The organism is Streptomyces virginiae (assembly GCF_040638905.1).
Lineage (GTDB): Bacteria > Actinomycetota > Actinomycetes > Streptomycetales > Streptomycetaceae > Streptomyces > Streptomyces virginiae_B.
This window is the reverse complement of record NZ_JBEZYV010000016.1, coordinates 1-13,952: the sequence shown is the minus strand read 5'-3', so window position 1 is coordinate 13,952 and position 13,952 is coordinate 1. Positions and strand designations below refer to the sequence as shown.

5 protein-coding genes are annotated in these 13,952 nt (G+C 76.1%); all 5 read right to left on the bottom strand.

Annotated elements, in window-relative coordinates; translation table 11 throughout:
• Positions 1 to 48 precede the first annotated feature (48 nt).
• Positions 49 to 1,173 carry a hypothetical protein gene (locus AB0F82_RS22230; RefSeq protein ID WP_362630428.1) on the bottom strand — a complete coding sequence of 375 codons (1,125 nt, stop codon included), beginning with the start codon at positions 1,171 to 1,173 and terminating at the stop codon, positions 49 to 51.
• Positions 1,174 to 1,296: 123 nt separating this feature from the next.
• Positions 1,297 to 2,121 (bottom strand): thioesterase II family protein, encoded by an 825-nt coding sequence (locus AB0F82_RS22225; protein WP_362630426.1) that lies wholly within the window; start codon positions 2,119 to 2,121, stop codon positions 1,297 to 1,299.
• Positions 2,118 to 4,103: an alpha/beta fold hydrolase gene (locus tag AB0F82_RS22220; RefSeq protein ID WP_362630423.1), complete on the bottom strand. Its 1,986-nt coding sequence runs from the start codon at positions 4,101 to 4,103 to the stop codon at positions 2,118 to 2,120. The genes AB0F82_RS22225 and AB0F82_RS22220 overlap by 4 nt, the downstream gene beginning before the upstream one ends.
• Positions 4,100 to 10,726 carry a type I polyketide synthase gene (locus AB0F82_RS22215; protein WP_436842134.1) on the bottom strand — a complete coding sequence of 2,209 codons (6,627 nt, stop codon included), beginning with the start codon at positions 10,724 to 10,726 and terminating at the stop codon, positions 4,100 to 4,102. Before AB0F82_RS22215 ends, AB0F82_RS22220 begins: the two co-directional genes overlap by 4 nt.
• 133 nt (positions 10,727 to 10,859) lie before the next feature.
• A partial coding sequence (locus AB0F82_RS22210) for a type I polyketide synthase (protein WP_362630417.1) occupies positions 10,860 to 13,952 on the bottom strand: 3,093 nt, incomplete at its 5' end.

The following is a 13,952-nucleotide window of genomic DNA, read 5'->3' as shown; positions in this document are numbered from 1 at the left end:
GCGGCGCCACCGGCCGAACCGGTGGCGCCGCCTTTCGTGCGCCGTAGATCACTCCGGCGGTGGCCAGGGACCGGCGAGCAGCCGTTCGGCCTCCGTGACGATCGCTTGCTCGCGTGTTCTGTCCTGGACCGCGTCCCATGCGTTGTACGCATCGACCGTGTCGACAAGCGGCTGCAGACAACGGGGCCGGGCCAATGCGCCCCAGCCCTCGTACGTGATCACGTCACCGCCGGCTCCGGGAGCCAGGCTCCCGTTCACGATCAGCCGGAGCCACCAGCGCACCAGCTCCCAGCGTGCCGCCTGCCAGGGGACATCGGTGTCATCGCCGGGGAGAGTCTCGGGCAGACCGAGTTCGGCCAGTACCTGGTCGAAGAGCCCCTCTGCGCTCTCGTGATCGGTGCGGCACAGGCCGGCGAGCAGCGGGAGCGACTCCGTCTCGACGCCGAGAACCAGCGCCGTGAGCCCTGCTTCGATCAGCTGGTGCGGGTGGTGCTGACGGCCGATCAGGCGCTCCAGGGCCAGCATCCGCAGGCACTCGACCGCCTCCTGCGCGCTCACGGCACAAGGGGTGTGCGGCGTGGGCGCGGTGACGTCGGTGCCGGGACTGCCATTGACGAAGTACGACCAGAAACCGACGGTCGCGCGGGCCGGGAGAGTGCTCGCCCGGCCGGTGAACTCGTGCCGCACGTAGTCGGAGAGGTCGTTCCCGTAGAAAATGATGTCGCTCTGGTGGACGGACAGCACGGGGTGCCCGGATTCGCCTGCCGTGCCGGGCAGGTAGCGGTGGCTGTAGAGGGGCACCAGCTGCGGTACGGTCGCCAACTCGGACCGTGCGACCTGCAGCGCGTCGGATGTCCGTGCGGGCCTCGGGCTCCAGGCAGGGTGCCAGAACCGGTTGTGCTCGACGTCGAAGAGCACACCCTCGACCGGCCGGGAGAGCCGCCCGGCCAGGTCCTCGGGGTTGCCGTTGCGCCAGTCCGGCCAGCTGCGTGACCCGTGGGGGAGCCCGGCGGCGAGGAAGACCCTGTGGTCCGCGGAGAAGGTGAAGCCGAACCGTGCCTCGACCGCGTCGAGTTCGCGCTCGCTGAGGCCCGGCCCGATCTCGGCCCCGAGCATGCGCTGCAGGTCCCTGGCGGTTTCCAGGGTCAGTGGAGGGGGCGACTGCGTGGTCATCCCGGCAGCCTAGTGACCGGTACGACGGCAGATGTGACGAGGCCGTCCGAACCCGGGTCGGGGGTTCTGCGGTCTGTACACGTCCCCCGAGCCCTCAAGCGATCTCCTGCCCGAGATGCGGCGTCAGCACGGGCGACCACCGCCGGCAGGGACCGGATCTCGGCCGGGGAGCGCGGTGGTGGCGAGGGTGCGGAGGTCGGAGGCGAGGGCGCGGGCCACTTCCGGTTCCTGGGACTGGAGGTAGAAGTGGCCGCCCTCGAAGAAGCGGACCGTGAACTCCGACGACGTGTGCTCGCTCCACCGCAGCAGGCCCTCGCGCGGCACGTTGTGGTCCTGCGCCCCCGAGTAGGCGTACAGGGGGCAGGAGACTCGGGTGCCCGCCGCGCCCCGGTAGCTCTCCGCCGCCTTGAAGTCCGCTCGCAGGGAGGGGAGTACGGCGGACATCAGGTCCTTGTCGGCCAGCAGCTCCGGCGGGGTGCCGGACAGGTCCGAGATCGACGAGGCGAGGTCCTCGTCCGCCAGCCGGGACAGGCCGCGGCTGAGGTGGATCGCCGCCGCCGGCCGACCCGAGACGATCACGCCGATCGGCGCACGGTCCGGGTGCAGGCCCTCCAGCCGCAGCGCGACCTCGTACGCGACGAGGGAGCCCAGGCTGTGCCCGAACAGGACCAGCGGGCGGGCCGCCCGGGGGAGCAGCGCCTCGACGACCCGGTCCGCCATCTCCCCGATGTCGTCGACGCAAGCCTCGCCGAGCCGGTCCTGGCGGCCCGGATACTGCACGTTGAGTACTTCGGCGCAGCCGGACAGGGCCTGCGCCAGGGTGTAGTAGCCCGTCGCCGAGCCGCCCGCGTGGGGGAAGACGACCAGCGTGGGACCCTGCGCCGGCGGCCGGTGGTACTGGCGCAGCCAGCCCGTCGGGTCGGAGCCGGGTCCGTAGGTTCGTGTCATCGTCGATCTCCGTTCGCGAGGAGGTGCGGCCCGACGTCCGCCAGGGACGCGCAGCCGGTCAGGGCCAGGGCCAGCCCGAGGTCGGTGAGCAGGCAGCGCAGGACGTGCTCGACGCCGCGCTCCCCGTCGAGGGCGAGCCCGTACACGTACGGACGGCCGTACAGGACGGCGTCCGCGCCCAGGGCCAGCGCCTTGACCACGTCACTGCCGGTCCGGATCCCGGAGTCCATCAGCACCGGTACGTCCGGGCCGACGGCCGCGCGCACCGCCGGCAGGGCGTCCAGCGAGGACACGCCCCCGTCGAGCTGGCGGCCGCCGTGCGTGGAGACGACCACGCCGTCCGCGCCGTGCTCCAGCGCCAGCCGGGCGTCGTCCGGGTGCAGGACGCCCTTCACGAGCAGGGGCAGCCGGGTCAGCCCGCGCAGCCAGGCCAGGTCCTTCCAGGTCAGAGTGGGGTCGGTGGAGATCTGCGCCCACCGCAGGACGGTCGCGGTGGCGTCCGCGTCCGCCGGCAGCCCGGCCCGGAAGGCGGGATCGCCGGTGAAGTTGGCGATGCCGGTCCCGCGCAGGAACGGCGAGTACCCGCTGTCGAGTTCCGCCGGGCGGAAGCCGAGGTGGGTGGCGTCGACGGTCACGACGATCGCCCCGTACCCGCTCGCCTCCGCGCGCCGCACCAGGGACTCGCCCACCGCCCGGTCCGAGGGCAGGTACAGCTGGAACCAGCGCGGGTGGCCTCCCGCGACCTCCGCAACCTCCTCCAGCGAGCGCGAGGCGAAGGTCGACAACACCATCGCGACCCCGGTGGCGGCCGCGGCCCGCGTCGTGGCCGACTCCCCCTCGGGGTGGGCCACCTGCTGCGCGGCCAGCGGCGCCAGCAGGACGGGCACCGGCAGCCGCTGCCCGAACAGCGTCACCGAGGTGTCGGTACGCCGCGTACCGCGCAGCATCCGCGGTACCAGCTGCCGGCGGTCGAAGGCCGCACGGCCGGCCCGGCCCGTCGCCCCGGATCCGGCGGTGCCCGACACGTACGCGAAGGCCTCCGGGGCCATCACCTCGCCGGCCACGGCCTCCAGGGCGGTCAGGTCGGTCGTCAGCCGCGGGGTCCGGCCCGCGAGGCCCTCCAGCATGAGCTCCCGCACCAGGTCGGCGAGCGGCTCGGCATCCGGCGCCGCGGACGCCCCGGACGGCGCCGGCCGGGCGAGGTCCTCGCGGATGCGCCGCGCGAGCGGCGGCGCGCTCTCCCCGGGCCGTTCGACGAGCGAGAAGTGCCCGCCGGACAGTGCGGTGATCTCGTACCCGCCCGCGGTGTGGCGCGCCCAGTCGGCCATCTGCTCCAGGGAGTTCTTCGGGTCTGCCGACGCCAGCAGCACCGTGACGGGAGCCGCCACCCGGGTGTCCGGCGTACAGCGGTGGCGCAGCAGCGCCCGGTGGTCGGCGCGCAGCAGCCGCAGGATCTCGCCGGCGACCTCCGGGTCGGCCAGCAGCGGTTCGGGGATGCCCCCGAGCCGCCGGAGCCCCGCGGTCAGCTCCTCGTCGCCGACGAGCGCCAGGTCGGGCTCCTGCCAGTCCTGCGCCGGCGGCCGGGCCGCCGACACGAACAGCCGTGCCACGCTGCCGCGTTCCTCCAGCAGACGGGCCGTCTCGAAGGCCACGAGCGCTCCCATGCTGTGGCCCAGGAGGAACAGCGGCCGGCCGTCGTGGCCGGCGAGGGCCTGCGCCGCACCCGAGGCCAGCTCGGACAGGTCCTGCGCGCAGGGCTCGCCGCGCCGGTCCTGGCGGCCGGGGTACTGGACGGCGAACAGCTCGACGTCCTCGGGCAGCGCGGCCGACAGGGCCGTGAAGGCGTTCGCGGCCCCGCCCGCGTGCGGGAAGCACACGAGGCGGGCGGCCGCCGCCGGGCGGGGGTGGTAGGCGCGCAGCCACCGGGACGGGCTGGCGGCCCCGGCCGGTGAAACCGGGGCGGCCGTCGGAGTGTTGGTCATGCCCACGCGGAGTGATCCTCCTTCATAGAACCCAGTTCGGTCAGCAACTCGCGCAGCCGCTCGCTCACCACGGCGCCCTGCGCCTCGCTCAAGGGCCGGTCGGCCACCGCCGCCTCCAGCCGGGCGATGTCGGCGAGCAGCGCCACGGTGACGCCGGCGTCGTCCACGGTGGAGGCCGGGGCCGGGGCCTGCACCGGGTCGGCGGCCGGCTGCGGGAGCTGCTCGCGCAGATGGACGACCAGCTCGGCCGGGGTCGGCCAGTCGTAGATGAACGTGGCGGGCAGCCGGACGCCCGTCGCCGCGGCCAGCCGGTTGCGCAACTCCACCGCGGTGAGCGAGTCGAAGCCCAGTCGGTCGAAGGCCCCGTCCCGGTCCACCGCCGCGCCGGAGGTGTGCCCCAGCACGGCGGCCACCTCGTGCAGCACGGCGTCCAGCAGCCGGTCGCCGGTCGGCGAAGCCCCCTCGGCCGGCGCCGCAGCCTGGACCCGCGCCGGTGCGGTGCCCGTCGCCGCCACGGGCCCGGGCACCTCGTCCGGCACCAGCCCCCGCAGCAGCGGCGGCACCGCCGCGCCCTGCGCGGCCGCGGCCCGCAGCCCGTCGAGGTCCCAGCGCGCGGCCACCGCCACCGGCCGGTCATGGCGCACCGCGGCGTCCAGCAGTTCGAGCCCCCGCTCCGAGGTGATCGGGGCCACCCCCACCCGCGCCATGCGGGCGACGTCCGCGTCGGTCAGCCCGGCGCCCATGCCGCCGGCCCCCTCCCACAGGCCCCACACGACGGAGACCCCGGGCCGGCCCACCGAACGCCGCTGCTCCATCAGCCCGTCGAGGAAGGCGTTGCCGGCCGCGTACCCGGCCTGCCCCGGAGCGCTGAGCGTGCCCGCCAGCGAGGAGAAGGCGACGAACGCGTCGAGTCCGAGCGGCTCGGTGAGCTCGTGCAGGTTGAGCGCCGCGTCCACCTTCGGACGCAGGGTACGCTCCAGGCTCGCGGCGGTCAGCGAGGTCAGCAGGCCGTCGTCCAGGACGCCCGCCGCGTGTACGACCCCCCCGACGCGGACCCCGGCGCCGGCCAGCCCGCTCAGGGCGGCGGCCAGCGCGTCCCGGTCGGCCGCGTCGCAGGCCACCGTACGGACGTCCGCGCCCAGGTCGCGCAGTGCCGCGATGTCCCGGGCGGCGTCCTCCCCGGGCAGTCCGCGGCCCATCAGGACCAGCTGCCGTATACCGTGCCCGGCCACCAGGTGGCGGGCGGCGAGCCGGCCCAGCCAGCCGAGTCCGCCGGTGATCAGGACGGCCCGGGAGGTGTCCCAGCGCTGCTCGTCCTCGTCGGCCAGGTCCAGGACGACCTTGCCGATGTGCCGGGCCTCGCTCAGGTGACGGAACGCGTCCGGCGCCCGGCGCAGGTCCCAGGCCGCCACCGGCGGGGCCTGGAGCGCACCCCGCTCGAAGAGGGTAAGGAGTTCGGCGAAGATCTCCTGGATCCGGTCCGGCCCGGGGTCGCGCACGTCGTACGTGCGGTACGTAACCCCCGGATACGCGGCCGCGACGTCGGCGGGCTCGCGCCGGTCGGTCTTGCCCATCTCCAGGAACCGTCCGCCGCGCGGCAGCAGCCGCAGCGAGGCGTCCGCGAACTCCCCGGCGAGCGAGTTGAGCACCACGTCGACGCCCCGCCCCCCGGTGGCGGCGAGGAAGGACCGCTCGAAGTCCAGGGTGCGGGAGGAGGCGATGTGCCCGTCCGCGACCCCGGCACCGCGCAGGGCGTGCCACTTGGCGGGGCTCGCGGTCGCGTACACCTCGGCACCCAGGTGGCGGGCGATCTGGAGGGCGGCCGTGCCGACGCCGCCGGCGCCCGCGTGCACGAGCACCGACTCGCCCGCGCGCAGGTCCGCCAGGTCCACCAGGCCGTAGTAGGCCGTCAGATAGGTGACCGGAACGGCGGCCGCCTGCCGGAACGACCAGCCCTCCGGGATCCGGGACACGAACCGGCGGTCGGTGACCGACGTCGGGCCGATGCCGTAGAACAGGCCCATCACCCGGTCGCCGGGCTTCAGGTCGGTGACACCGGGGCCCACTTCGAGGACCGTGCCGGCGCCCTCTCCGCCCTGCCCCGAACCGCCCGCGTGCCCGTCGACGGACGCCGGGATCACCCCGAGGGAGAGCAGCACGTCGCGGAAGTTCAGGCCGGCGACCCGCATCCGGACCCGCACCTGTCCCTCCTCCAACGGGGCGGCCGCCTCCGGCCAGGGCTTCAGGGCCAGGTTCGCGAAGGTCCCCTTGGCCACGTAGTCGAGGTGCCAGTGCGGGGTGTCGGCGGGCGCGGTGAGCAGCGGCTCCGCGGCCTCCGCGGTGAGCGAGGGACGGTACGCGGCGCCGCCGCGCAGGGCGAGCTGCGGCTCGCCGGTGGCCAGGGCCGTCGCGACGGCCCGGCGGGAGGCGGGGGTGCCGTCCTCATCGAGCACCGTGAACCGGTCGGGGTGCTCGGCCTGCGCGGAGCGCAGCAGGCCCCACACGGCCCGGTGGGACAGCTCACCGGGCAGCTGCTCGCCGCCCAGGGTGACGGCGCCCCGGGTGAGGACCGCCAGCCGGGTGCCGGCCAGCCGCTCGTCGGCGACGAGCAGCTTGACCGCGTCGAGGACGGCGTGCAGGGCCGTACGCACGGCCGCGGCCCCGGTGTCCGGTGCGCCGGCGCCGCCCCCGGGAAGCGGGCACGGCAGCAGGAGCAGCGCGGGGGCCTCCGCCCCCGCGTCCAGCGCCTCGGTCAGGGCGGCGGTGTCGGACAGGGCCCCGCCGAGGCCCAGTTCGTGCTCGCGGTCGTACGCGCCGAGCAGCGTCCAGCGGTGCGTCGCGGGGGCGGGGGGCAGCTCGGGCAGCTCCTGCCACGTCGGCAGCAGCAGACCGTCGCCCGGCTCGGCCGCCGAGGCCAAGGCCCCCGCCGGGAGCGGACGCAGCACCAGCGAGCCGATCGAGGCGACCGGCCGGCCCGAGGCGTCCGCGACCTCGATGCCCACCGCGTTCGCCCCGGCGGGCGCGAGCCGGACCCTCAGCACCCGCCCGGTCCCGCCGTGGGTGCGTACGCGGGACCAGGCGTACGGCAGGAAGGTCCGCCCGTCGTCACCGCCATCCTCGGGGCCGTCGGCGCCATCGATCAGGCCGCCGAGCGCGATCGGGTGCAGCGCCGCGTCGAGGAGCGCCGGGTGCAGGCCGTACCCGTCCGGGGCCGGTCCGGCCCCGGCGGGGAGCGCCACCTCGGCGAAGACCTCCTGCCCGCGCCGCCAGACGGCGCGCACCCCGCGGAAGACCGGGCCGTAGACCAGGCCCTTGGCGCCGAGGAGGGAGTAGAGGTCCGCGACCGGGCCGGGGACCGGCTCGGCGTCCCGTGGCGGCCACACCCCGGCCGGTTCTCCGCCGTGCCCGGCGGACGGCTCCGGCGCCTGCCCGGCGCCGTCCGGCAGGACCGTGCCGTGGGCGTTGCGGGACCAGCCCCGCCCGTCGGCGTCGTCCTCGGGCCGGGAGTGCACGGCGACCGCCCGGCGGCCCGTGCCGTCCGTGGCGTCGGGGGCGCCCACGGACACCCGCAGCCGGACCTCGCCCTCCTCCGGCACGACCAGCGGCGCCTCCAGGACGAGTTCCTCCACCAGCTCGCAGCCCGCCTCCCGGGCGGCGCGCGCCACCAGGTCGAGCAGACCGGTGCCGGGCAGCAGCACCCGGTCGCCGACCCGGTGGTCGCCCAGCCACGGGTGGCGCGCCAGGGACAGCCGCCCGGTCAGCAGCAGCCCGCCGGTGTCCGGCAGTTCCGCCGAGGCGCTCAGCATCGGGTGGCCGACCGCGGTCAGCCCGGCCGACCGTACGTCCCCGGTCGCCGCCGGCTGGTCGATCCAGTACGGGCGGTGCTGGAAGGCGTACGTGGGCAGGTCAACGCGGCGGGCCCCGTGATCCGCGAACACGGCGGCCCAGTCCACGTCACCACCGCAGGCGTGCAGCCGGGAGACCGCCGTCAGCAGCGCGGCCACCTCCGGCAGGCGCCGTCGCAGCGACGGGATCAGCGTGTGGCCCGCCGGGCGCCCGCGGCCCGCGTCCTCCAGGCACTCGGCGGCCATCGAGGTGAGGTCGGTGCCCGGCCCCACCTCCACGAAGCGGGCGCAGTCCAGCTCGGCGAGGGCGGCGACGCCGTCCTGGAAGCGGACGGCGTGCCGCGCGTGCCGCACCCAGTACTCCGGGTCCGCGAGCGCGTCCGCGCCCACGGGGCGGCCGGTCAGATCCGAGACGAAGGTCAGCTGCGGTTCCGCGAAGGCCAGGCGCGCGACGACGGCCCGCAGCTCCTCCATGGCCGGTTCCATCAGCGGAGAGTGGAAGGCGTGGCTGACGCGCAGCCAGGTGGCCTTCCCGCCGGCCGCCTCGAAGTCCGCGACCACGCCCACCAGGGCGGCGCGGGCGCCCGACAGGACGGTGGCGGCCGGCCCGTTCACCGCCGCCAGGGAGATCAGCCCCTCGTGGCCCGCGATCAGGGCCGCCGCCTCCGCCTCGGAGGCGCGCAGCGCCACCATCGCCCCGCCCGACGGCAGCCGCTGCATGATCCGCCCGCGTACGGCGGCCAGCTCGGCCGCGTCCGCCAGCGACAGGGCCCCGGCCGCGTGCACGGCCGCGAGCGCGCCGACGGAGTGCCCGAGGACGGCGTCGGGCCGGACGCCCCAGGATTCCAGGAGCCGGAAGAGGGCTACCTCGAAGGCGAACACCGCCGGCTGCGTGTAGCCGGTCCGGTGCAGCAGGGCTCCCTCGGGGCTGTCCTCGGCCGCGAGGACCACGTCCCGCAGCGGCCGCTCCAGATGCGGGTCCAGGGCCGCGCACACCTCGTCGAACGCGGCCGCGTACACCGGGAACGCCTCGTACAGCTCCTGGCCCATCCGGGCCCGCTGGGAGCCCTGGCCCGCGAAGAGGAACGCGGTGCGGCCCTCGGCGGCGGTCGCCCTGACCACGTCCGCACCGGGCACGCCGTCGGCCAGCGCCCGCAGCCCGTCCAGCAGTTCGTCGCGGCTCTCGGGGAGCAGCACCGCACGGTGCGGCAGGTGCCCGCGGGTGGTGGCGAGGGAGAAGCCGATGTCGGCGAGCCCGTCGCCGTCGGGTTCGGTCAGGTGCTGGTACAGCCGGTCGGCCTGCGCGCGCAGCGCGGGCTCGCCCGCCGCCGACAGCACGACCGGTACGGGCGCCGCCGCGGCCGGGCGCACGGCCGCGGCCGGCTCCGGCGCCGCCTGGGGCTCGGGTGCCGCCTGGGGCTCGGGTGCCTGCTCCAGGATGACGTGCGCGTTGGTACCGCTGATCCCGAAGGAGGACACCGCGGCCCGGCGCGGCCTCTCGCCCTGCCCGGGCCACGGGATCGTCTCGGTCAGCAGGGAGACGGCGCCGCCCGACCAGTCCACGTGCGGAGTGGCCTCCTCCACGTGCAGGGTCCGCGGCAGCACCCCCTCGCGCAGCGCCATCGCCATCTTGATGACACCGCCGACCCCGGCGGCGGCCTGCGTGTGCCCGATGTTCGACTTCAGGGAGCCCAGGTGCAGCGGCCGGTCCGCGGGGCGCCCGCTGCCGTAGGTGGCCAGCAGTGCCTGCGCCTCGATCGGGTCGCCCAGCGAGGTGCCCGTGCCGTGCGCCTCCACCGCGTCGACATCGGCCGGGCCCAGCCCGGCGGCGGCCAGGGCCCGGCGGATGAGCTGCTCCTGCGCGGGGCCGCTGGGCGCGGTCAGCCCGTTGCTCGCGCCGTCCTGGTTGACGGCCGATCCGCGGACCACCGCCAGCACGGGGTGCCCGTTGCGGCGGGCGTCGCAGAGCCGCTCGACCAGCAGCAGACCGGCGCCCTCGGCCCAGCCGGTGCCGTCCGCGGACGCGGAGAACGCCTTGCAGCGGCCGTCGGGCGCGAGCCCGCGCTGCCGGCTGAACTCCACGAACGGCATCGGCGTCGCCATCACCGTGGCACCGCCGACCAGGGCCATCGAGGACTCGCCGCTGCGCAGCGAGGCACACGCCAGGTGCAGGGCGACGAGGGAGGAGGAGCAGGCGGTGTCGACGGTGATGGCCGGGCCCTCCAGCCCGAAGGTGTAGGACAGCCGCCCGGAGGCCACGCTGCCGGCGCCGCCGACGCTCAGGAAGCCCTCGTACTCCTCCGGGGCGGGGGAGAACCGGTTCATGTAGTCGGCGTACATGGTGCCGACGAACACGCCCGTACGGCTGCCGCGCAGGGTGGCCGGGTCGATGCCCGCGTGCTCGAAGGCCTCCCATGCCGTCTCCAGCAGCAGGCGCTGCTGCGGGTCGATGCTGTGCGCCTCGCGGGGCGAGACCCCGAAGAACTCCGCGTCGAACTGCGCGGCCCCGTACAGAAACCCGCCCTCCCGCGCGTACGAGGTGTGCGGCCGGTCCGGATCGGGGTCGTACAGCTCCGCCAGGTCCCAGCCCCGGTCGGCGGGGAACGGGCCGACGGCGTCCACCTCGTCGGTGGTCAGCCGCCACAGGTCCTGGGGGGAACGGACGCCACCCGGGTAGCGGCAGGCCATCCCCACGATCGCGACCGGCTCGTGCTCGCGTTCCGTGCTGCGGGCGTGGTCGGCCTTGAGCCGCTCGTTCTCCTTCAGCGCGGCCCGCAGCGCCTCGACGACCTGCTGCTGGGTTGTGGAAGCCATCCTGTTCTCTCCGTACTTCCCCGTCGGGGTCTGGGTCTGGGTGTGGTCTCTGGGCCCGGGTCCGGAACGCGTCCGGACCCGGGCGGGGGTGTCTTCCTCAGCTGTGGCCCAGGGCCAGGCGGACCAGGTCGTCGGCGCTCATCGAGTCCAGCGCGCTCTCGTTCCCGGTCGCGTCTGCGCCGTTCGCGTCGGCGCCGTCGGCGCCGTCGGCGGCCTCCGCGGGGGAGTCCTGCGCCGGGACCCCGGGTACGAGCGCCGCCCGCAGCCGTTGCGCCAGGGCGCCCGGCGTCGGGTGGTCGAAGACGAGCGTCGGCGGCAGTTTGACGCCGGTCGCGGCCGCCAGGCGGTTGCGCAGCTCGACCGCGGTCAGGGAGTCGAAGCCGAGGTCCTGGAACCGGCGGTCCGCCGGCACCCGGTCCGCGTCCGAGTGGCCCAGTACGGCGGCCACTTCGGTCCGTACGGTCCCGAGCAGGATGTGGTGGTGCTCCCGCGGGGCCGCCCCGGCCAGCCGGTCGCGCAGACCCGCCGCGGTGTCCCGGGGCGCGGCCTGCGCGGACCCTCCGCGGCGGCGGGCCGGGACCAGCCCGCGCAGCAGGGACCCGACCGCGTCCGGATCCGCCGTCCGCAGGTCGAGGTGGGCCGCCGTCAGGACCGCGGCGCCGGAGGCGACGGCCGCGTCGAACAGGGCCAGGCCGTCCTCGGCGGACAGTGCCCCGATCCCGGAACGGGCCAGCCGCTTCAGGTCCGCCGCACCCAGGTCACCGGTCAGTGTGCTCTCCTGCGCCCACAGCCCCCAGGCCAGGGACACGGCAGGCAGCCCTTCGGCACGGCGCCGGTGGGCCAGCGCGTCCAGGGAGGCGTTGGCGGCCGCGTAGTTGCCCTGGCCCGCCGAGCCCAGGGTGCCCGCCAGCGAGGAGAAGAGGACGAACGCCGACAGGTCCAGGTCCCGGGTCAGCTCGTGCAGGTGGAGAGCGGCATCTGCCTTGGGCCGCAGTACCCCTTCCATCCGCTGCGCAGTGAGCCCGGCCAGCACCGAGTCGTCGGTGACGCCCGCCGCGTGGACGACCGCGGTCAGCGGCCGGTCCGCGGGTACGGCGGCCAGCAGGGCGGCCAGCGCCGCCCGGTCGCCGGTGTCGCAGGCGGCCACGGTCACCTCGGCGCCCAGAGAAGCCAGTTCGGCCGTGAACTCCTCCGCGCCCGGCGTCGCGGCGCCGCGCCGGCCGGTCAGCAGCAGCCGTCCCACCCCGTGCTGCTTGACCAGGTGCCGGGCCAGCAGCCGGCCCAGGGTGCCCAGACCGCCGGTGACCAGGACGTGGTCGTCCGCTCCGAAGACCGCCGGGGCGTCCGCGTCGGAAGTGACGGGCGTGACGGAGGTGGCGGGCCGGTGCGCGCGCAGGGCCGGCGCCGATGCCCGGCCGGCCCGCAGCGCGAGCTGCGGCTGCGCCGAGGTGAGGGCCAGGGCCTGGGCGAGAGCGCGTACGGACTCGGGCCGCCCGTCGGTGTCGAGCAGGGCGAAGCGGCCGGGCTGCTCGGACTGCGCCGAGCGGATCAGGCCCCAGACCGCCGCCAGGGCCGGGTCCGGGCGTTCGGTGTCCGCGACGGCGACCGCTCCCCGCGTGAGGACGGCGAGCCGGGAGTCCGTGAACCGCTCGTCCGCCAGCCAGGCCTGGGCGAGTTCGAGGACCGCGAGCACGGCCCGGCCGCCGGTGCCCGGTACGGCGTGAGCGGCCGGCACGGCGGCCAGGACCACGGTGGGTACCGGAGCCCCTCCGTCGACCGCCGTCCGCAGCTCCGCCGGGCCCGGGTAGTCCCGGACGGCCACACCGGCGGCGCGCACGGCGTCCACGACGGCTCCGCCGTCCTCGCCGAGGACGGCCCACGGACCGGCCGGCACGGGCGCTGCCGCCCGCAGCGGGGACCAGTGCAGGTCGAACAGCCCGGCCCCGTGGACGGGACCGGCGGCGACCGCCGCGTCCGCCTGCAGCTCCCGTACCGCGAGGCCGCCGGCCGTGAACACCGGGACGCCGTTCTCGTCCGCGATCAGCAGCGAATGGGCGTCGCCCGGGCCCCGGCGCAGGCGGACCCGCAGCCGCGCCGACCCTGTGGGCCGCAGTGCCAGGGCGCTCCATGCGAAGGGCACCACCAGCCGCTCCCCGGCACCGGGCCCGACCAGGGCCGTGTGCAGGGCGGCGTCGAGGGCGGCGGGGTGGAGCGCGAAGCCGTCGGCGCCGGTGGCGGTGTCGGGGAGGGCGATCTCGGCGTAGAGGTCGGTGCCGTGGCTCCAGGCCCTGCGCAGGCCCTGGAAGGTGGGGCCGTAGGCGTAGCCGCGTTCGGCGAGGCGGGCGTAGAGGCCGTCGACGGGGATCTCGGTCGCCTCCTGCGGCGGCCGGACGGCGAGCCCGGCGTCCTCCCCGGTCTCCGCGGAAACCTCGTCGGCCAGCAGACCCGAGGCGTGCCGCACCCAGGCGGCGTCCGGGGTCCCCTGCGGCCGGGAGTGCAGGGCGAGCGGACGCGTCCCGTCGTCACCCGCCGAGCCCACCATGAGCTGGAGGGCGACGGGACCGTCGAGCGGCAGCGGTTGTTCGAGGGTGAGCTCGGCGACCTCAGCCGCTCCCGTCCGCCGGGCGGCGTACAGGGCGAGCTCCGCGACGGCCGCGCCGGGCAGCAGCGGCCGGCCAAGGACGGTGTGCTCCGAGAGCCACGGCTGCGCCTCGGCGTCGAGGATGCCGGTGAACAACCACCCCTGGTCGGCGGCGAGTTCGACCGCCGAGTCCAGCAGCGGATGCCCGCCGGCCGGCTTCGTCGCCACGGGGGCCGCCGGAGCGCTCAGCCAGTAGCTGTCGCGCTGGTACGGGTACGTCGGCAGGGCGACGGCCCGGCCGCCGGGCAGGAACCCGTCCCACCGGACGTCCCGGCCGCGTACGTGGACCTCCGCGAGCGCCGCCGCGAGGGTCCGCCCCTCGGGGCGGCCCGCGCGCAGCAGCGGGGCGGCGGTGGCCGGCTGCCCGGCCGTCTGCCCGGTCCCCGGCTCCCCGGAGCCCAGGATCGTACGGGCCATCGCGCTGAGCACACCGTCCGGGCCGAGTTCCACGTACGTGGTGACGTTGTGGTGGTGGAGGTATTGGACGGCGTCGTTGAAGCGGACGGTGTGGCGCAGGTGGTGGACCCAGTAGTCGGGGTTGGTGAGTTG